We start from the raw sequence: 25961 nt of genomic DNA on the forward strand, positions 1-25961 counted from the left end.
TCGGGAGGGGTGTCCCGGACAGCGCAACGGGCCCGACCCCCCGCAGGGGATCGGGCCCGTACAGCCGTTTGGGCGGCCGGAACGCTCTCAGATGTGGCGCATCGCGTAGATGCTGCCGATCGTGTCGATGCTCTCGTACTTGACCACGGTGCCGGTGTGCGGGGCGTGCAGCACGGTGTTGTTGCCGGCGTAGATGCCGACGTGCGAGTCACCGTTGAAGAACACCAGGTCGCCGACCTGCAGGTTGGCGCGGGTGACCGCGGTACCCGCGTTGATCTGGTCGTAGGTGGTGCGGCCGATGGCCACCCCGGCCTGGGCGTAGGCCCACTGGGTCAGGCCCGAGCAGTCGAAGGTGTTCGGCCCGGTGGCGCCGTAGACGTAGGCGTCGCCGAGCTTGGTCTGGGCGGCCGCGTAGGCGATCGCCTCCACCGAGTCGCCGGCCTTGGAGGAGGACGAGCCGCTCGCACTGCTGGACGAGGAGGAGGACGAGGAGGAGCTGCTGGCGGCCGCGGCGGCCTTCTCCGCGGCTGCGGCGTTGGCGGCCTTCAGCGCCGCCGCCTGGGCGGCGGTGAGCGAGTCCAGCTTGGCCTGCGCGGCAGCGAGCTTCTTCTGCACCGAGGCCTTGGAGGCGGCGAGCTGCTTGCTGGTGGCGTCGAGGGCCTTCAGCTTGGTCTCGGCCTCGGACTTCTCGTTGTTGAGCGTCGACTGCTCGGTCTTCAGCTCGGCCAGCATGTTGGACTGGCTGGAGGTGATCTGGCTCTGCGCCGAGGCCGAGTTCAGGTACTCGGTCGGGTCCGAGGAGAGCATCAGCTGGACCGAGGGGTCGATCGCCCCGCTGCGGTACTGGGCGCTGGCGACCGCACCGAGGGCGGAGGCCTTGGCGGTGACCGAGGCCTGCTGCCGGGCCACCTGGTCCTGCAGCGTGTTGACCTGCTTCTGCAGGGTCTGCTGGTCGGACTGGGCCTTGTCGTACTGCTGAACTGCCGTGTCGGCGTCGCTGTTCAGCTTGTCGATCTGCGCCTTGAGTTCGGCGGTGGTCTGCTTCGGGGCCGCCTGCGCCGACTGGGCGGCGGTCGCGGAGAGGGCGACGGTTGTGGCCGCGGCAGCCGTGAGCACGGTTATGCGGGCGCGACCGGGGGTTTTGGGACGACGATGGGACGCCACGAAGGCGAGCTCCTTCTTCCTACGTCCGCCTACCGGGTGAGCTGACGGGTTCGGGCTGGAAGACGTGCCCTACGGCGCTTCACCGGCGTACCGGCCTGGCGTCGATTCACCCCGAGGAACGTGGTTCCCCGGCTCCGAGACTGACGGCTCTCCCCTGTGGTCGCCCCGATGGCTTCGGGACGGGCCTGCCGTGCGGTCGGACTCGGCGGAAACCTCCGCTGCCACCCAGGCTGGGTGATCGACTTCGCGGTGGTTCGATCGCTGACACTAGTGACCCAACCGTGATCCGTTCAAATCCCTGTAAGTAAAAACTATCTTTGGTTACGACACTGCATCAGATTTCCAACGGACCGTAGTCGCGGAATGACCATCTGGCGACGACATGGCGGTCAAATCGGTCATCAGGCCGAGGCGTTCGAGACCCGTGTGACGTGAGTCACATCAGGAGATAACCCACGCCTCAGCCGACTCCCAAACCTTCGGTCCGGAGCCGACCCTGCGTCAGAAGCGGCGAATCGCCACGATCGACCCGAAGTAGGACATCGGTTGGATCGACACGTTGTAGCCGTACTCGGGGGCGTTCAGCAGCATCCCGTTGCCGGCGTACATGCCGACATGCGCGCCGCCCTCCATCACCACGATGTCGCCGACCTTCAGGTCGGCGCTGGAGGCCACCCGGGTGCCCACCGACTCGTCGCCCTCGGAGGAGTGCGGCAGGCTGATGTTGGCGTGGGCGTAGGCCCACATCACCAGTCCGGAGCAGTCGAAGCTGTTGGGCCCGGCGCCGGCCCAGGCGTACGGGGCGATGCCGACCTTGCTCATCGCCGCCTCCATGGCGGTCCTCGCCGCGGCGGATATCCCGGAGAGGTTGATGTCGGACACCGACATGTGGTTGTCGGTGGAGTCCACCGAGCTGTAGCCGCCGCCACCGCCGGTGCCGGCCCCCTGCTCCTTGAGCGCCGCCGCCTCCACCGCGGCGCGTGCCGCCGCGGACAGCGAACTGAGCACGCTCTGGGCGTGGTTCAGCTTGGTCTGGGCGGTGTTCTTGGCCGTCTGCATCTGCTTGAGCAGCGCCTGCTGCGCCGTCAGCTCCTGGGCCGCCTGCGCCTTCTCCTCGGCCAGGGTCTTCTGCTGGCTCTGCAGCATCTGCAGCAGCGCGGCCTGGCTGCCGGCGACCTGGCTCTGGGTGGACGCCTGGTTCAGGTACTCCTCCGGGTTGGAGGAGAGCAGCAGCTTCACCGTCGGGTCCACCGCGCCCTCGCGGTACTCGGCGCTGGCCATCTGCCCGAGCTGGCCCAACTCCTTGTTCACCGCCGCCTGCTGGCGGGCTATCTCGTCCTGGAGCACACCGGTCTGCCGCTGCAGCTCCTGCTCCTGGCCCTGCGCCTGGTCGTACTGCTCCGTCGCCTTGTTCGCCGCCGACTGGTCCGCCTCGACCTGGGACTTCGCCTGGTCGGTGGTGGTCTTGGCCGGCGCTGCCTGAGCGGTCGCCTGAGCCGAGAGGGCCACAGCGGCGGCGGCAGCGGCGGTCAGGATCGACACCCGGGCGCGGCTGGGTTGCTTGGGGCGACGGTGCGTGGCCACAGAAGCTGGTCCCTTCGAGCAAACACTGGCGAACACAGACAGACGTTCACAGACAGAGGTTCGAAGGGAGAGACTAGTGAGATTGATGTGACTCTGTCGCCCTCGGCGGTGAGTCCGGGGGTGATTGGGCGCAATGTCCTTTATAGGAAAGCCCTTAAGGCACCCTGGGAGGCCACACAGGCTGGACCACTCGGCACGGATCGCTCAGGTGCGGACGAGCCGCCGCAGCAGCATCGCCGAGGGCACCGGACGCGCGCCGGCCTTCCGCACCCCGTCGGCCACCTCCTTGTCGGTGGACACCACGACCACCGGACGGCCCTCCGGCTCGGCCCGCACCAGACGCCGGATCAACTCGTCGGCGTTCTCCCCGGACCGGCTGAACAGCACCCGCACCCCGCGCGGCGGAGCCATCGGCACCGGCGCGTCCAGGTCCTTGCCGTCGAACACGCAGGTGATCTCCGCCCCGCTGTGCGCGGCGAGCATGGAGAGCCCGTTCAGCAGCCTGACCCGCTGCTTGTCCAGCGGCAGCGTCGGGTAGCCGCTCTTGGTGACGTTGTAGCCGTCCACCAGCAGATGCACCTGAGGGAGCGCCAGCAACTGGTCCAGCAGCGCGGGGTCGTCCCCGTCCAGGGCGCGTCTGGCCACGTCGTGCGGGGAGGCCGTGGTGGGCGCGACCGCCTCCACCGTGTCGGCCGGGCGGGTGGTGACCGGCTTCAGGCCCAGCTCCCGCTGCAGCCCCTGGGCGCCCTGCAGCACCACGTCCAGCAGCAGCCGCAGCCGCATCTCCTCGGCGCTGCGCCCCTCCCTGGACGCCCGTCTGGCCGCCTCGACGGCCGACTCGGCCTCGGCCAGCCGGTGCTTCAGCCGGCGCACCTCGCTGTCGGTGGTGCCGCGCTCGGTGGCACCGGCCGCCTTCAGCGCCTCCAGCTCGGCGGTGACCTTGCGGGTCGCCGCCTCGGCGCGCTTGGTGTCGGCCTCCAGGCTGCGCACCCGGCGGCGGAGCGAGTCCCGCTCCTTCCTGGTCTCGTCCAGCTCGACCCGGCCCCGGTCCGCCTCGGTCCTGCTGGTCTCGCGCAGCGCGGACAGCTCCGCCTGCAGCTTCTCCACCAGTCGGGCCGCCTCGGCGGCGGCGCCCTCCGACTCGGCCCGCTCGACCTCCTCGCCGGCGTCGCCGACCAGCTTGCTCCATCCGGTCGGTCGCAGCAGATAGGCCACCGCGGCCACGTCCTGCGGGTCGGCGGCGGCAGGAACCTGCCCGTTCTCCAGCGCCGCGACCAGGTCGGGCTGGCCCTGTCTGACTCGTTCCGCTATCCGCGACCGGAAGCCGGGCTCGGTCTCCAGGGCGGCGGCGATGGCGGTGGCCCCGCGTCTGGCCCGCTGCACCGGGGTGAACTTGGCGTAGGGGCGCAGCCGGGGCGGCAACTCGCCGACCGGCATGGCGCTGAGCCCGTCGGCGGCGATGCCGACGACCCTGCGCCGCACGCCCTCGGGCAGCGGCCGGTCCAACTGCTCGGCGGGCTCGGCGGGCTCATCCGGTTCGGCGGGTTCGGTGGCGGGCAGCGCGAGGTCTGCCGCCTGCTCGGGGCCCACGGGCCCCTCGGCGACGTCCGCCCGGTCTCGCTCCACCACGTCCGCTGTCTCCGATCCGGTCCTGCGGGACTACCTGCCCGCAGTAACCATTCTCGCCCGCCCTACCCCCTACTCGTCACCGCGCCACACATGCCTCAGGCCACCTGCCCCGGGGCACCGCCTTCACACCGGGCGCTCAGGCCTCGGTACGCCCCGCCTGCGCGGCCGCCTCGGCCTCCGCGCCCGGACGGTCCACCAGTTCCACCTGGTCCACCGCGTTGCACCAGCGGCAGCGCACCGACTCCACGGTCTCGCTGAGCACCTCGCGCTCCTCCACCCGGGACTCGCCGGCCAGGTCCAGATGGACGAACTCGACCACGCGGGAGGACCGGGTCACGTCGAAGCGGGTCAGGTTGCCGCACAGGGTGCAGCGCCACCGGGTCCCCTCGGTGGGAAGGGGAACTGACATGAGCGGTCCTCTCGCGACGGGTACGCCTACCTGCACAACCCTATGGCCTTGCCCTCAACGGCAGATACGGCGGGACAACCGGTGTCAGATTTGTCCGGTTAAGGAATGCTCAATCCATGTTGAGGCCGGTAAGCGCGAAGAATCCGCCCCCCGGGGGCGCACAGCCGTTCGTTCCGCTGGTGACCTACGCCCTGATCGCGGCGTGCACGCTGGTCTTCCTGGTCGGCCCGGTCTCCGGGCTCGACCCGCTGTACGGCGGCGGGAACGCGCGCGCCTGTGCGGAGCTGGCCTACTACCACCACTGGGGGGTGATCCCCAGCGAGCTGATGGACAACCAGCCGATCGCGGCACCCACCACCCCGGGCTGCCCGGCGCCGGACGGCTTCCCGAAGATCCCGGCCCTGTCGGTGCTGACCGCGATGTTCGTCCACGGCGGCTGGCTGCACCTGCTGGGCAACATGCTGTTCCTCTACGTCTTCGGCGCGATGGTCGAGGAGCGGATGGGGCGGCTGCCGTACCTCCTCAGCTATGTCGCCCTGGGCTACCTGGCGACCTACGGCTACGCGGTCTTCGCCGGCGGCGACAGCGCCACGCAGACCCTGGTCGGCGCCTCCGGTGCGATCGCCGGCATCCTCGGCGCCTACCTGCGGCTGCACCCGAAGGCCCGGGTGACCAGCCTGCTCCCGTTCCTGCTGTTCCTGCCGCTGCGGTTCCCCGCCTGGCTGGTGCTCGGCGTGTGGTTCGCGATCCAGTGGGCCTCGGTCGGGGCGCCCTCCGCGGCCGTGACCGGGGTCGCCTACACCGCCCATCTGATCGGCTTCGCCGGCGGCTTCCTCTTCGCCTGGCTGCTGTACTGCCGCAGGCGCGGCTACGCTGATCCGACGAACGCCGCCGTACTCCCAGGAGACCCCCCGTGATCACCGCGATCGTGCTCATCAAGACCACCGTCGACCGGATCCCCGAGATCGCCGAGGCGATCGCCGCGATCGACGGGGTGACCGAGGTGTACTCGGTGACCGGACAGCACGACCTGGTGGCCATGGTCCGGGTACGGGCCCACGAGGAACTGGCCGAAGTGATCCCCGGCCAGGTGAACAAGGTCCCCGGGGTCGAGTCCACGGAGACCCACATCGCCTTCCGCACCTACTCCCGGCACGACCTCGACGCGGCCTTCGCGTTGGGCTTGGAGGACTAGGTGCAGACCGTAGGTGGCTTGTCGCGCAGTTCCCCGCGCCCCTAGGTAGGTGCAACTCACTCATAGTGGGTCAGTTGCAGCCCCCAGGGGCGCGGGGAACTGCGCGGCCAACCATGCACAACCCGCACCCGAGAACCGGTCACCCCCGCCGGGTATCCGGCACGCACCGCCCACCCTCGGTCCGGTAGGCCCACTTCGCACCGTCGGTGACCAACTCCCGCACCGCCTCCACAAAGCGGTCCACATGCTCGTCCGGCGTGCCCGCCCCGAAACTCACCCGGATGGCGTTCAGGCTCCGCTCCCCCGGCAGCGACGCCTCCGGCGCACCGCACTCGGACGGCGCAGCCTCCTCCCCGCCCAGCAGCGTCCGCACCAGCGGGTGCGCGCAGAACAGCCCGTCCCGCACCCCGATGCCGTACTCCGCGGACAGCGCCGCGGAGAAGTGCGAGCTGTTCCAGTCCTGCACGACGAAGGACAGCACACCCACCCGCGGGTGCTCCTCGCCGAACAGGGTCAACACCCTGACCTGCGGAATCCCGGCCAGCCCGGCCCGCAGCCGGTCGATCAGGAACCGCTCCCTGGCCACCAGCGCGTCGAAGCCGGCCTCGCCGAGCGCCCGGCAGGCGGAGGCGATGGCGTAGGCGCCGACGACGTTCGGCGAACCGGCCTCGTGCCGCTGCGGACCGCGGTGCCACTCCACCGCCACCGAGCCGTCGGCCTCCCTGGCCACGGTACGGCTGGCGCCGCCACCGGCCAGGTACGGCTCGGCGGCGTCCAGCCAGTCGCTGCGGCCGGCCAGCACTCCGGCGCCGAAGGGGGCGTAGAGCTTGTGCCCGGAGAAGGCGACCCAGTCGACGTCCAGCTCGCGGACCGAGACCGGGTGGTGCGGAGCGAGCTGGGCGGCGTCCAGGACGATCCGCGCGCCGTGCCGGTGCGCGGTCGCGGCCAGCTCGCGGACCGGCCAGATCTCCCCGGTGACATTGGACGCCCCGGTCACACACACCAGCCGCGGCCCGGCCGTGGTGGCGGCCAGCGCCTCGTCCAGCGCCGCCACGGCCTCCTCGGGCGAGCGCGGGGCGCGCAGGTAGCTGACGGTCAGTCCGTCCCTGCGCCAGGGCAGCAGTGAGGCGTGGTGCTCGGTCTCGAAGGCGAACACCTCGGTCCCGGTCGGCAGCACGCCGGCCAGCAGGTTCAGCGAGTCGGTGGTGGCCCGGGTGAAGACCACCTGGTCGTCCTCGCGCAGGTCCAGGAACTCGGCGACGGTGGCCCGGCTCTGCTCGAACAGGTCGGTGGACAGCTGCGAGAGGTACCCGGCGCCGCGGTGCACGCTGCCGTAGTAGGGGGCGTAGGCGGCGACGTCGTCCCAGACCCGCTGCAGGGCCGGCGCGCTGGCGGCGTAGTCGAGCGCGGCGTAGGTCACCTTGGCACCGCTGACCAGCGGGACCTCGACATCGCGGCCGAGGACCGCAAGCGGCTGACAGACGGTGGAAGTATTCGGGTACGCCGACACAGACCCCTCCAGGGCATCCAGTGGATCCCCGGCGCAAGGCCTGATCGGAAGGGATCCGCGCTTGCCCCACGGCATTGTTGCCGAAGGGCCTGGTCGTCACCCGGAGGCACCCCGCCACGGACGGAGGGTTGCCGGACAGCAAGCCGGGGCTGCAGCGGTCGTGAACCGCGCGCTGTCACTCGTGACCTGGTGAGAACTATGCCAGAGGTCCGCCCTGTGGGCGAACCCCCGTCCGGCATGTGGGACCGCCCGGACTACCTGTGCGTCGCCGCAGCCCAGCGCTCCAGCACCGCGGCGGCCGCGCCGGAGTCGATCGACTCCGCGGTGCGCTTCATCGCCGCCGCCAGCTGCTCGGTCAGCGGTGCGTCGGTCTGGTCCAGGGCGACCAGGGCCGAGGCCGAGTTGAGCAGCACCGCGTCCCGGACCGGGCCCTGCTCCCCGGCCAGCACCCGGCGGGCCACCTCGGCGTTGTGGGCGGCGTCGGCCCCGCGCAGCGCCTCGATGCCGACCGGGGTGATGCCGACGTCCCGCGGGTCGAACCGGCTCTGCTCCACCTCGCCGTCGCGGACCTGCCACACCGTGGAGGTCCCGGTCACGGTCAGCTCGTCCAGGCCGTCGTCGCCGCGGAACACCAGCGCGGAGGCGCCGCGGCGGGCCAGCACGCCGGCGATCAGGCCGGCCATCCTGGTGTCGAAGCAGCCCACGGCGTTGGCGCCGACCCGGGCCGGGTTGGTCAGCGGGCCGAGCAGGTTGAACGCGGTGGGGACGCCCAGACCGACCCGGGCCGGCCCGGCGTGCCGCATCGAGGGGTGGAACACCGGGGCCGGGCAGTAGGTGATCCCGGCCTCGACGGCGACCTCGGCCACCCGACGCGGGGTCAGCTCCAGATTGACGCCGAGCTTCTCCAGCACGTCGGTGGCTCCGCTCGCGGAGGAGGCGGCCCGGTTGCCGTGCTTGACCACCAGCGCGCCCGCGCCGGCCGCGACGATCGCCGACATGGTGGAGATGTTGACGGTCTTGGCCCGGTCGCCACCGGTGCCGACGATGTCCACGGCCCGGCCCGGCACCTCTATCACGGTGGCGTGGGCGTACATGGAGTCGACCAGACCGGCGATCTCGTCCACCGTCTCACCCTTGGCGCGCAGGCCCACCAGGAAGCCGGCGACCTGGATCGGCGAGGCCTCCCCGGTCATGATCCGGTCCATGGCCCAGGCGGTCTCGTCGGTCGACAGGTCGTCACCGGCGATCAGCGTGCTCAGCAGATCCGGCCAGGACCGCGCCTGCACGGGGTCGCCGCCGCCGTTCGCAGGAATCACGTTCACCATGGCCTGGGCCTCTCAGTGGGTGCAGATAAGGAGAGGCCCAGCCTAGCGACCGCGACGGCCGCCCCGTGGAAGATCTCAACCGACGAGATGCGCCTGACCACTGCGGAGCAGCGTCACCGCGGTCTCCGCCAGCGCCGCCGGGTCCACCGGCGCGGCGATGGCGGCGTCGGCGCGGCTCCAGGCGGCGAGCCAGGAGTCCTGCGGCCGGCCGATCAGGACCAGCACCGGCGGGCAGCCGTAGACCTCGTCCTTGAGCTGCCGGCCCAGGCCCATCCCGCCGACCGGGGTGGCCTCGCCGTCCAGCACCAGCAGGTCCAGCCGGCGGACCCCCTTGGCGTGGGCGTCCAGTGCCTTCAGCACCGCCGGCGCGGTGGCGCACTCCAGGTACTGGAGCTCCGCCAGGTCCGTCGCCGGCCGCTTCCCCAGCGCCAGCAGGACCTGCTCGCGGGTGGAGCGGTCGTCGCTGTAGACAAGAACGTTCAGTGCCATGGTCGGTATCCCCCTGGGATGTCCTCGGGCTGCTGATGGGTGACCGGGGTCACTTCGGCGTCTGCGCCGGATGCTACTCCCGAAGCACCGCCCTCAGCACCGGTACGAAACGGGAAGATCGGGACGGCAGCCGTCCGGCCGTTCCGGGTTCACCATTTCGGGGGACCCGGCGGCCAGTCGCGCACGGACACCGCCGGGCGGCGCCCCCCGCCATCCGGGCTACCTGCGAGGTCGTCAGGGGTCCGACCACGGCCGGAGGGTACGTCACCAGCCGGACACACCGAGGAACACCCCCCGGAGTGAAGACGGAATAAGCGACCGACATAATGACCGTCGTGGCGACAGCAACTGCAGTAGAAACCGGGCACGCACACGGATCGGTCAACCGGCCGAACCTGGTCAGCGTCGGAACCATCGTCTGGCTGGCTTCCGAGCTGATGTTCTTCGCGGCCCTCTTCGCGATGTACTTCACACTCCGCTCGGTCACCGGGACGGAGTACTGGCATTCCATCAACGAAGCCCTCAACGTTCCCTTCGCGTCGGGCAACACCACGATCCTGGTGCTCTCCTCCTTCACCTGCCAGATGGGTGTCTTCGCCGCCGAACGCGGCGACGTGAAGAAGCTCAGGGCGTGGTTCATCCTCACCTTCATCATGGGTGCGACGTTCATCGGCGGTCAGATCTTCGAGTACACGGACCTGGTCAAGCACGACCACATCTCGCTGTCCTCGGGCCCCTACGGTTCGGTGTTCTACCTGACCACCGGCTTCCACGGCATGCACGTGACGGGTGGTCTGATCGCCTTCCTGCTGGTCCTCGGCCGTACGTACGCCGCCAAGCGGTTCACGCACGAGCAGGCCACAGCGGCGATCGTCGTGTCCTATTACTGGCACTTCGTCGACGTGGTCTGGATCGGCCTCTTCGCGACCATTTACCTGATCAAGTAGGCCAGGGTCGGACCGTCCTCCCGGCACACCGCCGGGCGGTCCCCACAGACCGACCTGACGGTCAGCCAGACTCCAGACGCTCCAGATCCTCACACCGGGGTTAATCCGTGAAAAAGCTCTCCGCACGACGGCGCCACCCGCTGGCAGCGCTCGTCGTCCTACTCTTTGCGCTGGCGACGACCGGGGGGCTGTACGCGGCGTTCGCTCCGGCCGGCAACGCCCAGGCCGACAGCAGCCAGTCCCTGCAGATCGAGCAGGGCAAGAAGCTGTTCGCCGTGGGCTGCTCCAGCTGCCACGCTCTCAGCGGCGAGGGGACGAAGGACGGGCCCACCCTGGTGGGTGTGGGTTCTGCCAGCGTGGACTTCCAGGTGGGCACCGGACGCATGCCGGCCCAGCAGCCAGGTGCGCAGATCCCCGCCAAGAAGGTGATCTACACCCAGGACGAGATCAACGAGCTGGCCGCCTACGTGGCCTCGCTCGGCGCCGGTCCGTCGATCCCGACGTCCGACCAGTACGCCGCCGGCGACGTCGCCAAGGGTGGAGAGCTGTTCCGTACCAACTGCGCGCAGTGCCACAACTTCGCCGGTTCCGGCGGCGCGCTGTCCGAGGGCAAGTACGCGCCCTCCCTGGACGGCGTGAGCGCCAAGCACCTCTACGAGGCCATGCTCACCGGCCCGCAGAACATGCCGTCCTTCCCGAACAGCACCCTGTCCACGCAGAACAAGCAGGACATCATCGCCTACGTGCAGCACACCACCGACCCGGCGAAGAACCCCAGCTTCGGCGGGCTCACCCTGGGCGCACTGGGTCCGGTGACCGAGGGCCTGTTCGGCTGGATCTTCGCGCTGGGCGCCCTGATCGGTATCGCGATCTGGATCGCCGCCCGCACCCCCAAGGCCAAGAAGTCATGACGAGCCAGGACAACATGTCTGAAGAACACCTGCCGGAGGCCCACGGGGCCCACGGCGGAGAGCTAGCCGTCCACGGTGACGCCTTCGCCGATCCGGGGCTGCCGCCCCACGAGCACCGCCGTACCGACATCGACGAGCACGCCGCCGCCAGGGCGGAGCGCCAGGTGGCGATGTGGTTCCTGCTCTCGATGGTCGCGACGATCGGTTTCATCGCGTCCTACGTGCTCTTCAAGCCGGGGCCCGAGCTCAAGAACACGGTCTACATCTTCCCGCTGGGCCACATCAGCAAGCTCAACTTCTCGTTGGGCATGACCCTCGGCATCTCGCTGTTCGCCATCGGCGCCGGCGCGGTCCACTGGGCCCGCACGCTGATGTCGGACGAGGAGCACATCGCCGAGCGCCACCCGATCGAGGCCACCCCTGAGGTCCGCGAGCAGGTCTTCGCCGACTTCCGCCAGGGTGCCAAGGAGAGCGGCTTCGGCCGTCGCAAGCTGATCCGCAACACCATGATCGGCGCCATGGCGATGGTCCCGCTGTCCGCGGTGGTGCTGTTCCGCGACCTCGGTCCGCTGCCGGAGAAGAAGCTCGACTCCACCGAGTGGGCCAAGGGCAAGCGCCTGGTCAACATGAACACCAACGAGCCGATGAAGGCCTCCGACATCACGGTGGGCTCGCTGACCTTCGCCAAGCCGGAAGGCGTGGAGGAGAGCGACGAGGACTTCCAGGAGGTCATCGCCAAGGCCGCGGTGATGCTGGTCCGGATGCAGCCGGCCGACATCAAGGACCAGACGTCGGCGGAGTGGGGCTACGAGGGCGTCCTCTGCTACTCCAAGATCTGCACCCACGTCGGCTGCCCGATCAGCCTCTACGAGCAGCAGACGCACCACGTCCTCTGCCCGTGCCACCAGTCGACCTTCGACCTCTCCGACGGTGGCCGAGTGATCTTCGGCCCGGCCGGGCACCCCCTGCCGCAGCTGCAGATCTCGGTCAACGGCGACGGCTACCTCGAGGCACTCGGCGACTTCAGCAAGCCCGTCGGCCCCGGCTTCTGGGAGCGCAGCTAACCATGACCACTCACGCGGAACCCACAGCGGTCGGCGACCACGACGACCACCAGGTCGGCCACAGCGAGGCCGGGGTCGACCAGGCCCACCTCGGCGAGAAGGCGGCGGACTGGGTCGACGGCCGGCTCGGCATCTACGGGCTGGCCAAGGCCAACCTGCGGAAGATCTTCCCGGACCACTGGTCCTTCATGCTCGGCGAGATCTGCCTCTACAGCTTCATCATCATCATCCTGACCGGCGTCTACCTGACGCTGTTCTTCACCCCCAGCATGGGTGAGGTCGTCTACCACGGCTCCTACACCCCGCTGAACGGCATCCGGATGTCGGAGGCCTACAAGTCCACCCTGGACATCAGCTTCGACGTCCGTGGCGGCCTGCTGATCCGTCAGATCCACCACTGGGCGGCCATCGTCTTCGTGGCGGCCATGCTGGTGCACATGATGCGCGTCTTCTTCACCGGCGCGTTCCGCAAGCCCCGCGAGATCAACTGGCTGTTCGGCTTCCTGCTGCTGTTCCTGGGCATGTTCGACGGCTTCATGGGCTACTCCCTCCCGGACGACCTGCTGTCCGGTACGGGTATCCGCTTCATGGAGGGCGCGATCCTGTCGATGCCGATCGTCGGCACCTACATCGCGATGTTCCTGTACGGGGGCCAGTTCCCCGGCAACGACATCATCCCGCGCTTCTACACGATCCACGTGCTGCTGATCCCGGGCATCATGCTGGGCCTGCTGGTGGCCCACCTGATCCTGGTCTTCTACCACAAGCACACCCAGTTCGCGGGACCCGGCCGGACCGAGAAGAACGTCATCGGCATGCCGCTGATGCCGGTCTACATGGCCAAGGCCGGAGGCTTCTTCTTCCTGGTCTTCGGCGTCATCGCGATGGTCTCGGCGATCGCCTCGGTCAACCCGATCTGGGCCTACGGCCCCTACCGGCCCGACCAGGTGTCCACCGACGCCCAGCCGGACTGGTACATGGGCTTCTCCGAGGGCCTGATCCGCATCATGCCCGGCTGGGAGATCAGAGCCTTCGGGCACACCCTCGTCCTCGGCGTCTTCATCCCGCTGATGATCTTCGGCCTGGTGATGATCGTGATCGCGGCCTACCCCTTCCTGGAGGGGTGGATCACCGGCGACAAGCGCGAGCACCACATCCTGGACCGCCCGCGCAACGCGCCGATGCGCACCGCCTTCGGTGTCGCCTGGATCGCGGAGTACGGCATCCTGCTGGTGGCCGGCGGCAACGACCTGTTCGCCACGCACTTCAACCTGTCGATCAACACCATCACCTGGGCCTGCCGGATCCTCTTCTTCGTCGGCCCGGTGATCGCCTTCACCATCACCAAGCGCTGGTGCATCGGCCTGCAGCGCCGTGACCGGGACAAGGTCCTGCACGGCCGCGAGACCGGCACCATCAAGCGCCTGCCGCACGGTGAGTTCATCGAGGTACACGAGCAGCTCTCCCCGGAGGCGCTGCACACCATCACCGCGCACGAGCAGTTCCAGCCGATGGAGCTGCCGGCCGAGGTGGACGAGAACGGCGTCAAGCGCAAGGTCTCGCTGCTGACCAAGACCCGCGCCCGGCTCTCCCAGAGCTACTTCGGCGAGGCCGCGCAGATCCCCAAGCCGACCCCGGAGGAGCACGCCGAGATCACCAGCGGCCACGGCCACCACTGATCCCGCTCCACCGCACGGCAGTACCCGAAGGGCCCCTCCCGCAGCACTCGCGGGAGGGGCCCTTCGGTCTGCTGAGGACGGGTCAGCCCTCGACGGCGAACTCCCCGCCCGCCCTGGTCTCCGCTCCCCGGATTTCCAGTTGGGCGCCGATGTGGTGCAGGAACTCCTCCCAGCGGGCCACGAACTCCGGGTCGTGCGGGCTCAGTCCGGTGGCCATCCGGGTGATCTGCGGGAGCAGCGACGGATAGCTGCCCATCGCGAAGGTCAACAGCTGGAACAGCACCGGATCGGTCCCGGGATTGATCATCCCGGCTGCCTGGCGCCGCCTGATCTCCTCGATCTGGGCCTGGATCACCGGCTGCCGCTCCTCCTCGCGCGGGACCGTCCGGTCGCCGTAGGCGAGTGCCTCCCGCTGCAGGTAGCCCATCCAGGAGCTGTCCCCCGCCTCGTGCTCGTGGTAGTGGAAGGCGAGGAAGTCACCGATCGTGTCCGGGGCCTCGGCGGCCCGTTCCAGCCGGGAGGCCCTGAAACGGCCCAGCAGGTCGGTGAACAGGGTGTCGCCGACCCGGCCGCCGGTGGACAGGAACATCGACCAGGCGAAGCCGCTGGCCCAGCCGGGCAGCCGCTCGATCAGCGCGTTGGACGGCTGCCCCGGCGCGTGCGGCAGCCGGAACACCAGCAGTGCGGCGACCAGCAGCAGCCCGGCGGAGATCGGCAGCACCTCGGAGAAGGCGGTGGAGTAGGCCACCCCCGGCGCCGACTGCCCGACCAGGTCGAAGAAGACCAGCCCGAACAGGGCCACCCCCAGCACGTTCGCGGTCTGCATGATCGTGGTGACGATGCCCGATCCCGAGCCGGCGTCCTTCGGCGGCACGCCGGAGATGATGGTGCCGACCAGCGGGCTCATCCCCAGGCCCTGGCCCAGTCCCGTGATCAGCAGCGTCGGCGCCAGCGTCCACACGGTCAGCGAGGTGCCCGCCGTGTACGCCGTGGCCGCGGTGGCCAGCAGCCCGAGCCCGGCCACCAGGTAGCCGAGCGTCAGCACATGGCGGCCGAGTACCGGCACCAGCCTGGGGGCCCGCAGCGAGGTGACGAAGAAGCCGAGGGCCGAGGGTGTGTAGACCATCGCCGAGTCGATCGGCGAGAAGCCGAGACCGGTCTGCAGGTAGACCGCGAGCGTGAACAGGAAGCCGGCGTAGGAGGCCATGAACAGCAGGGCGATCGGCACCCCGCCGGCGAAGCTGCGGTTGCGGAACAGGTCCAGCCGCACCAGCGGCTGGCCGCCCTCCCGCCGGCCGACCCGGTGCTCGTAGCGGACGAAGGCGTATCCGGCCGGGACCGCGGCGACCAGGCAGACCAGCAGCCAGGCGGGCCAGCCCTGGTCACGGCCGATCAGCAGCGGCACCGACAGCAGCAGCAGGAACAGCGTGACCAGGCCGACCCCGCCCAGGTCCAGCCGGGTGCCCGGGACCGGCTCGTCCCTGGGCAGCCAGACCAGTGCCGCCGCCACGGCCAGCAGCCCGATCGGGACGTTCACCAGGAAGACCGGACGCCAGGTCCAGCCGAACAGGTTCGCGGCCAGCAGTCCGCCGCCGATCAGCTGCCCGGCGATGGAGGCGATGCCGATGACCGCGCCGAAGGTGCCCAGCGCCTTGATCCTGGACTGGCCCTGGTAGGTGGTCTGGATGATCGCCAGGACCTGCGGGTAGAGCATCGCTCCGCCGATGCCCTGCAGCACCCGGGCCACGATCAGCACGTCGATGCTGGGCGCCGCCCCGCACAGCGCCGAGGCCGCCGAGAAGACCAGCAGTCCGGCCACGAACATGTGCTTGCGGCCGATGATGTCCCCCAGCCGCCCGCCGGTGACCAGCAGGGCGGCATAGGCGATGGTGTAACCGGAGACCACCAGCTCGACCGCGCCGAAGCCGGCGTGCAGCCCGCTGCGGATCGAGGGGATGGCGACGTTCACGATGGCGACGTCGAGGATCGCCATGAAGGTACCGACCAGGACGACGGGCAGGACGAATCTCGACTGCCCCGGCGTCGTCCCGGTTACGGGTTCGGACATGCGGACCGCGGTGGCGCTCTCGGACAACGGGATTCCCCTCCTGGAATGGCCAAGTGCCGTACCGCCGCCCATTGTTCAGGCGAACGTGCGTGCGCGCAGGGTCATTTCCAGGAATGCCGCCGGAGGGCTGCTCAGGCCTCCGGACGCAGGTGTCCCACCTCGGCCGCGGTCCGGCCGTCCACCGCGCCGGTGTCGACCGGCCGGCCCAGGGCGCTGCCCTTGAGCCAGTCGTCCCAGGACAGGTTCCAGTCGCCGAAGCCGTTGCTGAAGGTCTCCATCTGGTGGCCCCGGCTGTTGACCACGTCCACCACGTCGCCGCGCCGGACGGTGTCGTAGAACCAGTGCGCGTTCTCGGTGCTCATCCCGGTGCAGCCGTGGCTGACGTTGGCGACCCCCTGCTGGTCCACCGACCAGGGCGCGGCGTGGACGTACTCGCCGCTCCAGGTGACCCTGGTGTCCCAGTGCACGTCCAGGTGGTAGGACTCGGAGCTGCCGGCCGGGATGCCGATGGTGGTGGAGTTCATGTAGACCACCGGCGACTGCTCCAGGACCACCTTGAACCCGCTGCGGGTGGAGAAGCCCGGCTTCCCGGTGGTGATCGGCAGCGTCCTGATCACCTTGTCGTTGCGGTAGACCGTCATCTCGTCGCTGCCGGCGTCGGTGAGCGCGAGGACCTTGTCCCCGGTGCTGAAGGAGATCCTGCTGGGGGCGCCGGCGTAGAGCCCCGCGCCGACCGGCAGGCCCTGCATGGAGAAGGCCGCACTGACGGCGGCGTGCGCGGGCCAGTAGGTCCTGGGGCGGAAGTGCAGGGTGCTGTCGTCCACCCAGTACCAGCCGCCCTGCACCGAGGGGGTGGAGTCGACGGTCAGACCGCGCTCCACGGCCTTCCTGGCGGCCGGGTCGTGCACGGGGGTGCTCAGGGTCGCCGTGATCGGCTCGCCGACCCCGTAGACGGCCTTGTCGCCGGGCGTGAGCTTCACCGTCAGGGTCTTCGGGGCGGGCTTGGTGGCGAACTGCTGGACCGTGGTCCCACGGCCGCCGTCGCCGTTGTCGGCGCTGATCCGCACGGTGTACTGCTGCCCCGCGCTCAGCGGCGCGCTGGAGCGCCAGCTGCGGTCGTCGGCGGCGATCGCCCCGGCCACCCGGCGGCCCCCGGCGTCGGTCACCACCACATCGGTGAGCTGCCCGTGCGCCGCGGTGACCACCACCGGCAGGTCGGGGTCGACGGTCCGTCCGGACGGGCTGAGGCTGACCAGACCGGCCGCGTCCACCGAGCTCTCATGGCCGAGGCTGCTGCCACCACTGCACCCGCACAGCAGCAGCGGCCCGGCCGTCAACGCCGCTGCTGCCAGAAACCGAGCCCTCATGCCCTTGTCCTTCCCAAGCGCCGATAGTCGACGTACCGTCACATCCTAGGAAGAATCACAGCATTACACCCACTGACCGCGCCCCAACGAGTGATGCCGAATACCCGGAACCGGAAACGCAGAAGGGGCGGCGGACCGTCGAAACGGTCCACCGCCCCTTCACGGGGTGGAACTCACTGCGTCTGGTTCTCGCCCCGGTAGTACTCGAAGACCCAGCCGAAGATGCCGATCAGCAGGATGGGGGCGGAGAAGTACATCAGCCACCAGCCGAAGATGACACCGCTGAACATCAGCGCCCCGCCGATGCCCAGGGACAGCGGCATCCAGCTGTGCGGGCTGAAGAAGCCCTGCACGCCGGCGTCGTCGGACACCTCGGCCTTGGGGTTGTCACCGGCCCCGGTGTCCACCCGCTTGGCGGTGAACAGCAGGTAGAAGGCGATGAAGGCGCCCAGCCCGAAGGCCATGAACAGTGCCGTGGTGCCGGTCGGGTCCTTGGACCAGATGCCGTACCAGATCGCGATGCCGAGGACGAAGACGGCGAAGCCAGCGAAGATCTTGCCCTGTTCCCTCATCGGTCACCCGCCTCCTTCTCGGTGTCGGCAGCGGCTGCCTCCAGTGCGGCGACCAGGTGCGGCGGCACCTCGCCGTGGTTCTCCAGGTAGTCCTGGGCCGCGATCTCCGGGTGGTGCAGGTCGAACGCCGGGGACTCGGAGCGGATCCGCGGCAAGGTGAGGAAGTTGTGCCGCGGCGGCGGGCAGGAGGTCGCCCACTCCAGCGAACGGCCGTAGCCCCACGGGTCGTCGACGTCGACCTTCTCGCCGTACTTCGCGGTCTTCCACACATTGTAGAAGAACGGCAGCATCGAGGCGCCGAGGATGAACGACCCGATGGTGGAGATCAGGTTCAGCGTGGTGAAGCCGTCGGTGGGCAGGTAGGTCGCGTAGCGACGCGGCATGCCCTCGGCGCCCAGCCAGTGCTGCACCAGGAAGGTGGTGTGGAAGCCGACGAACAGCATCCAGAAGGTGATCTTGCCCAGCCGCTCGTCCAGCATCTTCCCGGTCATCTTGGGCCACCAGAAGTGGAAGCCCGCGAACATCGCGAAGACGACCGTGCCGAACACCACGTAGTGGAAGTGCGCCACCACGAAGTAGGAGTCCGAGACGTGGAAGTCGATCGGCGGGGAGGCCAGCAGAACACCCGTCAGACCGCCGAAGAGGAAGGTCACCAGGAAGCCGACGGTCCACAGCATCGGGGTCTCGAAGCTCAGCGAGCCCCGCCACATGGTGCCGATCCAGTTGAAAAACTTCACCCCGGTGGGCACCGCGATGAGGAACGTCATGAAGGAGAAGAACGGCAGCAGCACCGCGCCGGTCACGTACATGTGGTGGGCCCACACGGTGACCGAGAGGCCGGCGATGGCGATGGTCGCCGCGATCAGGCTCTGGTAGCCGAACATCGGCTTGCGCGAGAACACCGGGACGATCTCGGAGATGATCCCGAAGAACGGCAGCGCGATGATGTACACCTCTGGATGGCCGAAGAACCAGAAGAGGTGTTGCCAGAGGATCGGCCCGCCGTTGGCGGGGTCGAAGACGTGCGCACCGAACTTGCGGTCCGCCTCCAGCGCCAGCAGCGCGGCGGCCAGGACCGGGAAGGCCAGCAGCACCAGCACCGCGGTGAGCAGCACGTTCCACACGAAGATCGGCATCCGGAACATGGTCATGCCGGGGGCACGCATGCAGAGGATGGTCGTGATGAAGTTGACCGAGCCGAGGATGGTACCGAAGCCGGACAGCGCCAGACCCATGATCCACATGTCGGCGCCGACACTCGGCGAGTGGATCGCGTCGGACAGCGGCGAGTAGGCGAACCAGCCGAAGTCGGCCGCACCCTGCGGGGTGAGGAAGCCGCCCACCGCGATCAGCGAGCCGAACAGGTACAGCCAGTACGCGAACATGTTCAGCCGCGGGAACGCCACGTCGGGCGCGCCGATCTGCAGCGGCATGATCCAGTTGGTGAAGCCGGCGAACAGCGGGGTGGCGAACATCAGCAGCATGATCGTGCCGTGCATGGTGAACGCCTGGTTGAACTGCTCGTTCGTCAGGACCGAGCCGTTCGGCTGTGCCAGCTGCGCACGCATCGTCAGCGCCAGGATGCCGCCGATGATGAAGAACGCGAACGAGGTGACCAGGTACAGCGTGCCGATGGTCTTGTGGTCGGTGGTGGTCATCCACTTGATGACCTGGGTCCCGGACTTGCGCTCAAGCGCGCTCTTCCGGCCCACGGTGGCGGTACCACCGCTGAGACCCTGGGGTTCGTTGAGGATCGTCATTTGGCGTTGTCCGCTCCGGTGGTCGTGATGCCCGCGGGCACGAAGCCCTTCTGGCCCTTGGCGCGAAGCTCGGCGATGTGCGCGTCGTACTCGGCCGGGGTGACCACCTTGACGTTGAACAGCATCTGCGAGTGGTCGACACCGCAGAGCTCGGTGCACTTCCCGCGGAAGGTGCCGAGCGCGGTGGGCGTCACCTCGAACTTGTTCACCACACCGGGGATGACGTCCATCTTCATCAGGAAGTCGACCGGCCAGAAGCCGTGGATCACGTCACGCGAGGTGAGGTCGAACTCGACCTTCTCCCCCAGCGGCAGCCACAGCGTGGGCGGGGTTCCCGGCGTGCCGACGTCGTAGGCGCCGCCGTCGTCACCGGCCACGTCGCCCTGGCTCTTGTTGGTGACGGTGTGGTTGTAGTTGAACGCCCAGCTCCACTGGAAACCGACGACGTTGACCGTGGTGGCCGGCGTCGGGGTCTTGAGGAGGTAGTCCTCGTCACGCGCGGTGTAGGCGAAGAAGACCGACACCATGATCAGCGGGACCACGGTGAACAGTGCCTCGACCGGCATGTTGTACCGGAACTGCTGCGGCACCTCGATCTTGGTGCGGCTGCGCCGGTGGAAGAACACGCTCCACAGGATCAGTCCCCAGACGAGGACACCGACAGCCAGCGCCGCGATCCACGAGCTCTGCCAGATGAAGAGGACGGTCTTGCCCTGCTCGTCACGCGGAGTGGGCAGGCCGAGCCGGGGCAGTTGCGAGGACGAGCAGCCGGTGGCGGTGGCAAGGACGAGGCCCAGCGTGAGCGCTGAGAGCAGCTTCCGCCGCATCGAGCGCCGCGGCGAGCGGTCGGAGCCGTTGGGACTCACGTAGCGCCTTCCCGAAGTCTCGCCCGCTCACGCGCCACCCGGGTAACTGTGGTCCCGGCGGCCCGGTCAGCGGGCAGGGTATGGATGTTTATGCGGGCCAAACCCTACTCCAGGCGTATCGGAGCTTCGCGGGCAGGTCCGGCTAACGCGCCGAGGCGGCCCCCGGATGGCCCCCGAACGGATGGATTCCCAGGTCAGATGGGCACTTCGCACACCCGGGGAGCATTCCGGCGACACGCCGGTGGCACCCGGCTGACACACCATAAGGCACCCAAACGATCACACTGTGGACGGCCCCCTGACGTCCCGCCAAGGACCTGCTCGCTAACGTGTGAAGGTGCCGTACTTCGACGCAGCCTCGACCGCCCCGCTGCACCCGCTCGCCCGGCAGGCGCTGCTGTCCGCGCTCGACGAGGGCTGGGCCGACCCGGCACGGCTCTACCGGGACGGACGCCGGGCCAGGATGCTGCTGGACGCCGCCCGCGAGACCGTCGCCGCGGAACTCGGCGCCCGTACCGACGAAGTGGTGTTCACCACGTCGGGGACGCAGGCCAACCAGCTCGCGGTGCTGGGCGCGCTCGCCGGGAATCACCGGAACGGGCGACACCTGGTCCACTCCGCGGTCGAACACTCCTCCGTGCTCCACGCGGCCGAGCGACACCAGGCCGACGGGGGCACCGCCGCCGCCGTCCCGGTGGACCGTCAGGGACGGGTCCGCACCGGGGCGTTCGCCGAGGAGCTGCGCCCCGGCACCGCGCTGGCCGCCCTGCAGTCGGCCAACCACGAGGTGGGGACGGTGCAGCCGGTCGCCGAGGTGGCCGAGCTGTGCGCGGAGCGCGGGGTGCCGCTGCTGGTGGACGCGGCCCAGTCGCTCGGGCCGCTGGGAGCGCCCCGGGGCTGGTCGCTGCTGACCGCCTCGGCGCACAAGTGGGGCGGACCGGCGGGCGTCGGTGTGCTGGCGGTCCGCAAGGGCGTCCGCTACCGCTCGCCGCTGCCCGCGGACGACCGGGAGGCCGGACGGGTGCCCGGCCACGTCAACGTCCCCGCGGTGATCGCGGCGGCGGTCGCGCTGCGCGCGGTCCGGCAGGAGGCAGCGGCGCTGAACCCGGTGCAGCACGCCAGGATCGCCCGGCTGCGGGAGGCCCTGCCGGGGCTGGTCCCCGACCTGGCCGTGCTCGGCCCCGCCGAGGACCGGCTGCCCCACCTGCTGACCTTCTCCTGCCTCTACGTCGACGGGGAGGCACTGCTGGGCGAGCTGGACCGGGCCGGCTTCGCCGTCACCTCCGGCTCCTCCTGCACCTCCAGCACGCTGACGCCCAGCCATGTGCTGGCCGCGATGGGGGTGCTCACCGAGGGCAACATCCGGGTGTCGCTGCCGGCGGACTGCGCCGACGCCGACCTCGACCGCTTCCTGGAGGTCCTCCCCCGGGCCGTCGCGGCGGTCCGCAGTACGCTCGACGCTCCGTCAGCAACGCCGTCGACGGACGAACTGACCCTGGACACCCTGGGCCGCCGCTGTCCGATCCCGGTGATCGAGCTGGCCAAGCACCTCGGCGACGTCCCGGTCGGCGGGCTCATCAGAGTCCTGTCCGACGACGAGGCCGCGGGGCTCGACATCCCGGCCTGGTGCGAGATGCGCGATCAGGAGTACGTGGGGAGCGAACCCGCGGAGGGCGTCGGCGCCGTTGCCTACCTGATCCGCCGTCTGAGCTGAGGTTGCGCACGCATTTCAACAAGCAGAGCCCCGCGCCCCTAATTTTAGGGGCGCGGGGAACTGCGCGAACGTCAGCCGCCCACCGGCGTAGTGCGGATCGCTCAGGCCAGGTGCGTCCGGACCTCGGCGGCCGCGTCCTCGCCGTAGGCCACGGCAAAGCGGTCCAGGAAGTGCCCGCGCCGCAGCTCGTACTCCTGCGTGCCGACCGTCTCGATGACCAGGGTCGCCAGCATCGAGCCGATCTGCGCGCACCGCTCCAGCCCCAGCTCCCAGGTCAGCCCCGCGAGGAACCCGGCCCGGAACGCGTCGCCGACACCCGTCGGGTCCGCCTTGACGTTCTCCACCGGGCAGTGCACCAGCACCGGCGGCTCACCCTTGCGGTCGATCCGGGCGCCCTTCGCGCCCAGCGTGGTGACCCGCACGCCGACCCGGTCCAGGATCTCCTCCTCGGACCAGCCGGTCTTGGTCTCGATCAGGGCCTTCTCGTACTCGTTGGAGAAGAGGTAGGTCGCCCCGTCCACCAGGCTGCGGATGTCGTGGCCGTCCAGCCGGGCCAGCTGCTGCGACGGGTCGGCCGCGAAGGCGTACCCGCGGTCGCGGCACTCCTCGGTGTGGCGGACCATCGCCTCCGGGTCGTCCGCGCCGATCAGCACCAGGTCCAGACTGCCCAGCCGCTCGGCGATCGGCCGCAGTTCGATGTTGCGGGCCTCGCTCATCGCACCGGTGTAGAAGGACGCGATCTGGTTGTGGTCGGTGTCGGTGGTGCAGACGAACCGCGCCGTGTGCCGGGTCTCGGAGATCCGCACCGCGCTGGTGTCCACGTGGTGCCGGTCCAGCCAGGACCGGTACTCGGCGAAGTCCGCCCCGGCCGCGCCGACCAGGATCGGGTGCAGCCCGAGCAGGCCCATCCCGAAGCAGATGTTGGGGGCGACCCCGCCGCGGCGCACGTCCAGGGTGTCGACCAGGAAGGAGAGCGACACGGTGTGCATCTGCTCCGCCATGAACTGCTCCGCGAAACGTCCGGGGAAGGTCATGAGGTGGTCGGTGGCGATCGATCCGGTAACAGCGATGCGCACGGAAGGGCTCCTCGAAGCGGTTCTCTACGGGACTGCACACAGGGTGCCGACAGATGTCGGCCCCGAACACGGTACCGGCCGCACGCCCTGTCACCTCACCGGCACCTGCCGGTTACCCTGTGGTAGGCCTGGAATGCGCTCCGTTCCCGATCTAGGGTCGAAGGTGGACGGCGTCCACTCGCCGCCGGAACCGACCTCGGAGCACCGCATGCTGCCCAGGAACAACCCGATCCACGTCCCCGCCCACCTCCGCGGCGACGCCGACGCCGACACCCTCGCCGGTCTGGTGCACACCTCCCGCCGGATGGGCCTGTTCTGGCCGCTGCTGGCCACCGACAAGGCCACCGCCGACCGCCCCGTGCACCCTGGCTTCGAGGTCAGCGCCCGTTCGGCGGCCCTGGTCCGGGACCTCTCCGACTTCGGCGACTGATCCGGCGGAACCTGTTCCGCACCTTCCGCGTCCCATCATCGTTCAGCTATACGGGACAGCACGGGAGGCATGAGTGATGACTCGCAGGACGACGACCCGGACGACTGCACGGACAGCGGCGGCACTCGCGGTACTCGGAGCCGTCGCGCTGGGCGGCGCCACGGCATGCGCTTCCGGCTCCGCGGTGAACGCCGGCGGCTCGGCAGCGGTCTCGGTATCGCCCTCGGCCACGTCGTCGGTGGTCGTGCCGGTGCCCACCACGCCCGCGGCGGGCACCCAGACCGGCATCCAGCCCGGCGGCCCCAACATCCCCGCGCCGAGCAGCTCGGGCTCCGGCTCCGGTGCCGCGTCGGCCACCCCCACCGGCAGGGGTCAGACGGCCGACGGCTACTCCACCTCCGGCACCGTCCTCACCGTCCACTTCTACGGCGGTACCTGCGAGAAGTACGGCCTGCACGCGGACCAGTCGGCCTCCGGCGAGGTCGCGGTGACCGTGGTGGTCACCCAGGGCCCCAAGACGGGCCAGATGTGCCCGGCCGTGCTGACCCCGCAGACGGTCAGCACCGACCTAGGGTCGCCGCTGGACGGGCGCAGGGTGGTGGACACCACCACCGGGAAGGCCCTCCCGCTCAGCGATCCGCTGCCCAGCAGCGGCACCGTGGTCACCCACGGCCCGACCAAGCCCAACTGACCCGGCCCGCCCGGCCCCGCACGCAGAACGGCGCCCCCGTCCGGACGGACGGGGGCGCCGCTGCTTCGGCCGTGCGCGGAGCGACTAGCTGAAGGAGTCGCCGCAGGCGCAGGAGCCGGTGGCGTTGGGGTTGTCGATCGTGAAGCCCTGCTTCTCGATGGTGTCGACGAAGTCGATGGAGGCGCCGCCGAGGTACGGAGCGCTCATCCGGTCGGTGACGACGCTCACGCCGCCGAAGTCCTTCACGACATCGCCGTCGAGCGAGCGCTCGTCGAAGAACAGCTGGTAGCGCAGGCCCGAGCAGCCACCGGGCTGCACGGCGACGCGCAGCGCGAGGTCCTCGCGGCCCTCCTGCTCCAGCAGGCTCTTGACCTTGGCCGCGGCGGCATCGCTGAGGAGGATCCCGCTCTCGACGTTGGTCTCGTCCTGGACGGTCATCTGCATACTCCCGGGTTGTGACGACGTACTGCTGCTACCAGCGGCAAACCGGCGGCGTCCCCGAAGTATTCCGGGGATTGCCCACAAGTGGTAGGGGCATCTCCCATGCTCGCACACTGCCCGGCGGAGGCGGCCGGAACGGTCCCCTCCCGCGCCGGTCCGGAGGGAGACTGAGTCCATGCTCCTGCGCCCGGTCCGTGACAGCGCCTCCGACGCCGCAGCCGTCCGCGAGGTGTCCACCGCGGCCTTCGCCGCCCTGGACCGCAGTCTCGGCGAGGAGCCGGGAGAGCCGACCCCGGCGGCCGTCGCGGTCTCCGACATCCGCACCCGGCACCTCGCCGGCACCGACCCCGGCGGCTGCTGGCTCGCCGAGGAGGACGGCCGGCCGATCGGCGCCGCCCTGGCCCTGCGCCGCGAGGGCCTGTGGGGCCTCTCGCTGTTCTGCGTGGTCCCGGAGGCCCAGGGCAAGGGGGTGGGACGGCTGCTGCTGGACCACGCCGTCGCCTACGGGCGCGGCTGCCTGCGCGGCATCGTCGCCTCCTCCCCGGATCCGCGCGCGGCCCGCCGCTACCAGGCGGCGGGGTTCAAGCTGCACCCGACGATGGAGCTGATCGGCCAGGTCGACCGGGCCGCGCTGCCGGACCCCGGCGGCATCCCGGTGCACCTCGGCGACGCCTCGCACCTGGCGCTGCTGGACTCAGTGGACCGCCGCGCCCGGGGCGGGGCGCACGGCCCGGACCACCCGGTGCTGCTGCGCACCTGTGACGAACTGCTGCTCGTCGACACCCTCACCGGCAGCGGCTACTGCTACCGGCGGGAGGGGCGGATCGTGCTGCTGGCGGCCACCTCCCGGCGGCTCGCCTCGCGGCTGCTGATCGAGGCACTGGCCCGGGTCCCGGCCGGGACCGAGGTGCGGATCGCCCGCGCCACCGCCGAGCAGGACTGGGCCGTGGCGGTCGGCCTGGCCGGCGGCCTGACCCTGCGCAACCGCGGCTACCTGGCCCTGCGCGGGATGCGCCCGCCGGCTCCGTACCTGCCGTCGAGCGCCTACCTCTGAGCGCTCTGAGCGCCGG

General features: G+C 70.0%; 24 protein-coding genes and 2 riboswitches. Of the genes, 10 read left to right on the forward strand and 14 right to left on the reverse strand.

From position 1 onward, the window contains the following. Positions 1-87: 87 nt before the first annotated feature. The 4 genes from ABUW04_RS37390 to ABUW04_RS37405 form a co-directional block, all read right to left on the reverse strand. Positions 88-1164 (reverse strand): C40 family peptidase, encoded by a 1077-nt coding sequence (locus ABUW04_RS37390; RefSeq protein WP_037593955.1) that lies wholly within the window; start codon positions 1162-1164, stop codon positions 88-90. A gap of 10 nt (positions 1165-1174) precedes the next feature. Then, positions 1175-1323: riboswitch (cyclic di-AMP (ydaO/yuaA leader) on the reverse strand. Positions 1324-1665: 342 nt separating this feature from the next. Next, positions 1666-2748 carry a C40 family peptidase gene (locus ABUW04_RS37395; protein ID WP_030248494.1) on the reverse strand — a complete coding sequence of 361 codons (1083 nt, stop codon included), beginning with the start codon at positions 2746-2748 and terminating at the stop codon, positions 1666-1668. A gap of 204 nt (positions 2749-2952) precedes the next feature. Beyond that, on the reverse strand, positions 2953-4377 hold the full coding sequence (locus ABUW04_RS37400; RefSeq protein ID WP_380568776.1) for an NYN domain-containing protein: 1425 nt from the start codon (positions 4375-4377) through the stop codon (positions 2953-2955). Positions 4378-4513: 136 nt separating this feature from the next. Continuing rightward, entirely contained in the window at positions 4514-4786 is a 273-nt protein-coding gene (locus ABUW04_RS37405; protein WP_030248498.1) for a hypothetical protein, read from the reverse strand. A gap of 116 nt (positions 4787-4902) precedes the next feature. Between ABUW04_RS37405 and ABUW04_RS37410 the strand changes: the two genes are divergently transcribed. Together ABUW04_RS37410 and ABUW04_RS37415 are read left to right on the forward strand one after the other, a co-directional pair. Beyond that, on the forward strand, positions 4903-5703 hold the full coding sequence (locus ABUW04_RS37410) for a rhomboid family intramembrane serine protease (RefSeq protein WP_380568777.1): 801 nt from the start codon (positions 4903-4905) through the stop codon (positions 5701-5703). Continuing rightward, positions 5700-5981: an Lrp/AsnC family transcriptional regulator gene (locus ABUW04_RS37415; protein ID WP_030248501.1), complete on the forward strand. Its 282-nt coding sequence runs from the start codon at positions 5700-5702 to the stop codon at positions 5979-5981. Before ABUW04_RS37410 ends, ABUW04_RS37415 begins: the two co-directional genes overlap by 4 nt. A 139-nt stretch (positions 5982-6120) precedes the next feature. Here the strand turns inward: ABUW04_RS37415 and ABUW04_RS37420 are convergent, their stop codons facing one another. From ABUW04_RS37420 to ABUW04_RS37430, 3 genes are all read right to left on the reverse strand, one after another. Then, positions 6121-7491, reverse strand: coding sequence for an aminotransferase class V-fold PLP-dependent enzyme (locus tag ABUW04_RS37420; RefSeq protein ID WP_380568778.1), 1371 nt, complete (start codon positions 7489-7491; stop codon positions 6121-6123). Positions 7492-7543: 52 nt separating this feature from the next. Next, positions 7544-7678, reverse strand: a riboswitch (SAM riboswitch). A gap of 67 nt (positions 7679-7745) precedes the next feature. After that, positions 7746-8816, reverse strand: coding sequence for an anthranilate phosphoribosyltransferase (trpD, locus tag ABUW04_RS37425; protein WP_380568779.1), 1071 nt, complete (start codon positions 8814-8816; stop codon positions 7746-7748). Between the two features lie 75 nt (positions 8817-8891). Continuing rightward, a complete protein-coding gene (locus ABUW04_RS37430) occupies positions 8892-9305 on the reverse strand; it encodes a hypothetical protein (RefSeq protein ID WP_030248506.1) in 414 nt (137 codons plus the stop codon). A 326-nt stretch (positions 9306-9631) separates the two neighbouring features. Between ABUW04_RS37430 and ctaE the strand changes: the two genes are divergently transcribed. The 4 genes from ctaE to qcrB all read left to right on the forward strand — a co-directional run bounded on the left by ctaE (position 9632) and on the right by qcrB (position 13906). Next, positions 9632-10252 carry an aa3-type cytochrome oxidase subunit III gene (gene ctaE / locus ABUW04_RS37435; RefSeq protein ID WP_030248509.1) on the forward strand — a complete coding sequence of 207 codons (621 nt, stop codon included), beginning with the start codon at positions 9632-9634 and terminating at the stop codon, positions 10250-10252. Positions 10253-10359: 107 nt separating this feature from the next. Then, positions 10360-11163: a cytochrome bc1 complex diheme cytochrome c subunit gene (gene qcrC / locus ABUW04_RS37440; RefSeq protein WP_030248511.1), complete on the forward strand. Its 804-nt coding sequence runs from the start codon at positions 10360-10362 to the stop codon at positions 11161-11163. Beyond that, positions 11160-12227 carry a cytochrome bc1 complex Rieske iron-sulfur subunit gene (gene qcrA / locus ABUW04_RS37445; RefSeq protein ID WP_380568780.1) on the forward strand — a complete coding sequence of 356 codons (1068 nt, stop codon included), beginning with the start codon at positions 11160-11162 and terminating at the stop codon, positions 12225-12227. The genes qcrC and qcrA overlap by 4 nt, the downstream gene beginning before the upstream one ends. Positions 12228-12229: 2 nt before the next feature. Then, entirely contained in the window at positions 12230-13906 is a 1677-nt protein-coding gene (gene qcrB, locus ABUW04_RS37450; RefSeq protein WP_084713350.1) for a cytochrome bc1 complex cytochrome b subunit, read from the forward strand. An 82-nt stretch (positions 13907-13988) separates the two neighbouring features. Here the strand turns inward: qcrB and ABUW04_RS37455 are convergent, their stop codons facing one another. The 5 genes from ABUW04_RS37455 to ctaC all read right to left on the reverse strand — a co-directional run bounded on the left by ABUW04_RS37455 (position 13989) and on the right by ctaC (position 20539). After that, positions 13989-15974, reverse strand: coding sequence for an MFS transporter (locus ABUW04_RS37455; RefSeq protein ID WP_380568781.1), 1986 nt, complete (start codon positions 15972-15974; stop codon positions 13989-13991). Positions 15975-16105: 131 nt separating this feature from the next. Then, the gene (locus tag ABUW04_RS37460) at positions 16106-17341 is read right to left on the reverse strand and encodes a L,D-transpeptidase (protein ID WP_380568782.1); all 1236 of its coding nucleotides are present in this window, start codon (positions 17339-17341) and stop codon (positions 16106-16108) included. 173 nt (positions 17342-17514) lie between these two features. Continuing rightward, a complete protein-coding gene (locus ABUW04_RS37465) occupies positions 17515-17913 on the reverse strand; it encodes a cytochrome c oxidase subunit 4 (RefSeq protein WP_030248520.1) in 399 nt (132 codons plus the stop codon). Then, positions 17910-19673, reverse strand: coding sequence for an aa3-type cytochrome oxidase subunit I (ctaD, locus tag ABUW04_RS37470; protein ID WP_030248521.1), 1764 nt, complete (start codon positions 19671-19673; stop codon positions 17910-17912). The genes ABUW04_RS37465 and ctaD overlap by 4 nt, the downstream gene beginning before the upstream one ends. Continuing rightward, positions 19670-20539 carry an aa3-type cytochrome oxidase subunit II gene (ctaC, locus tag ABUW04_RS37475; RefSeq protein ID WP_030248523.1) on the reverse strand — a complete coding sequence of 290 codons (870 nt, stop codon included), beginning with the start codon at positions 20537-20539 and terminating at the stop codon, positions 19670-19672. Before ctaC ends, ctaD begins: the two co-directional genes overlap by 4 nt. A gap of 337 nt (positions 20540-20876) precedes the next feature. Here ctaC and ABUW04_RS37480 point away from each other — a divergent pair, with 337 nt between their 5' ends. Then, the gene (locus tag ABUW04_RS37480; protein ID WP_380568783.1) at positions 20877-22253 is read left to right on the forward strand and encodes a cysteine desulfurase/sulfurtransferase TusA family protein; all 1377 of its coding nucleotides are present in this window, start codon (positions 20877-20879) and stop codon (positions 22251-22253) included. A gap of 101 nt (positions 22254-22354) precedes the next feature. Here the strand turns inward: ABUW04_RS37480 and ABUW04_RS37485 are convergent, their stop codons facing one another. After that, a complete protein-coding gene (locus ABUW04_RS37485; protein WP_380568784.1) occupies positions 22355-23329 on the reverse strand; it encodes a carbohydrate kinase family protein in 975 nt (324 codons plus the stop codon). A gap of 208 nt (positions 23330-23537) precedes the next feature. Between ABUW04_RS37485 and ABUW04_RS37490 the strand changes: the two genes are divergently transcribed. Together ABUW04_RS37490 and ABUW04_RS37495 are read left to right on the forward strand one after the other, a co-directional pair. Beyond that, positions 23538-23759: a hypothetical protein gene (locus ABUW04_RS37490; protein ID WP_380568785.1), complete on the forward strand. Its 222-nt coding sequence runs from the start codon at positions 23538-23540 to the stop codon at positions 23757-23759. A 76-nt stretch (positions 23760-23835) separates the two neighbouring features. Continuing rightward, the gene (locus ABUW04_RS37495; RefSeq protein ID WP_380568786.1) at positions 23836-24450 is read left to right on the forward strand and encodes a hypothetical protein; all 615 of its coding nucleotides are present in this window, start codon (positions 23836-23838) and stop codon (positions 24448-24450) included. Between the two features lie 84 nt (positions 24451-24534). On the opposite strand, the gene ABUW04_RS37500 is transcribed toward ABUW04_RS37495, so the two are convergent. Next, positions 24535-24888, reverse strand: coding sequence for a HesB/IscA family protein (locus ABUW04_RS37500; RefSeq protein ID WP_030248533.1), 354 nt, complete (start codon positions 24886-24888; stop codon positions 24535-24537). 178 nt (positions 24889-25066) lie between these two features. Between ABUW04_RS37500 and ABUW04_RS37505 the strand changes: the two genes are divergently transcribed. Further along, positions 25067-25945 (forward strand): GNAT family N-acetyltransferase, encoded by an 879-nt coding sequence (locus tag ABUW04_RS37505; RefSeq protein WP_380568787.1) that lies wholly within the window; start codon positions 25067-25069, stop codon positions 25943-25945. The last annotated feature ends 16 nt before the right edge of the window (positions 25946-25961 follow it).

Origin of the sequence: Streptacidiphilus jeojiensis, from assembly GCF_042510965.1 — a bacterium.
Taxonomy (GTDB): domain Bacteria; phylum Actinomycetota; class Actinomycetes; order Streptomycetales; family Streptomycetaceae; genus Streptacidiphilus; species Streptacidiphilus jeojiensis.

Bases quoted from the DNA above. Each gene is read 5' to 3' on its own strand.
- ABUW04_RS37490 (WP_380568785.1), top strand. From the start codon at position 23,538: ATGCTGCCCAGGAACAACCCGATCCACGTCCCCGCCCACCTCCGCGGC.
- ABUW04_RS37405 (WP_030248498.1), bottom strand. From the start codon at position 4,786: ATGTCAGTTCCCCTTCCCACCGAGGGGACCCGGTGGCGCTGCACCCTG.
- qcrB (WP_084713350.1), top strand. From the start codon at position 12,230: ATGACCACTCACGCGGAACCCACAGCGGTCGGCGACCACGACGACCAC.
- ABUW04_RS37430 (WP_030248506.1), bottom strand. From the start codon at position 9,305: ATGGCACTGAACGTTCTTGTCTACAGCGACGACCGCTCCACCCGCGAG.
- trpD (WP_380568779.1), bottom strand. From the start codon at position 8,816: ATGGTGAACGTGATTCCTGCGAACGGCGGCGGCGACCCCGTGCAGGCG.
- ctaE (WP_030248509.1), top strand. From the start codon at position 9,632: ATGACCGTCGTGGCGACAGCAACTGCAGTAGAAACCGGGCACGCACAC.
- ABUW04_RS37465 (WP_030248520.1), bottom strand. From the start codon at position 17,913: ATGAGGGAACAGGGCAAGATCTTCGCTGGCTTCGCCGTCTTCGTCCTC.
- ctaD (WP_030248521.1), bottom strand. From the start codon at position 19,673: ATGACGATCCTCAACGAACCCCAGGGTCTCAGCGGTGGTACCGCCACC.
- ABUW04_RS37455 (WP_380568781.1), bottom strand. From the start codon at position 15,974: ATGTCCGAACCCGTAACCGGGACGACGCCGGGGCAGTCGAGATTCGTC.
- ABUW04_RS37460 (WP_380568782.1), bottom strand. From the start codon at position 17,341: ATGAGGGCTCGGTTTCTGGCAGCAGCGGCGTTGACGGCCGGGCCGCTG.
- ABUW04_RS37505 (WP_380568787.1), top strand. From the start codon at position 25,067: ATGCTCCTGCGCCCGGTCCGTGACAGCGCCTCCGACGCCGCAGCCGTC.
- ABUW04_RS37495 (WP_380568786.1), top strand. From the start codon at position 23,836: ATGACTCGCAGGACGACGACCCGGACGACTGCACGGACAGCGGCGGCA.
- qcrA (WP_380568780.1), top strand. From the start codon at position 11,160: ATGACGAGCCAGGACAACATGTCTGAAGAACACCTGCCGGAGGCCCAC.
- ABUW04_RS37500 (WP_030248533.1), bottom strand. From the start codon at position 24,888: ATGACCGTCCAGGACGAGACCAACGTCGAGAGCGGGATCCTCCTCAGC.
- ABUW04_RS37410 (WP_380568777.1), top strand. From the start codon at position 4,903: ATGTTGAGGCCGGTAAGCGCGAAGAATCCGCCCCCCGGGGGCGCACAG.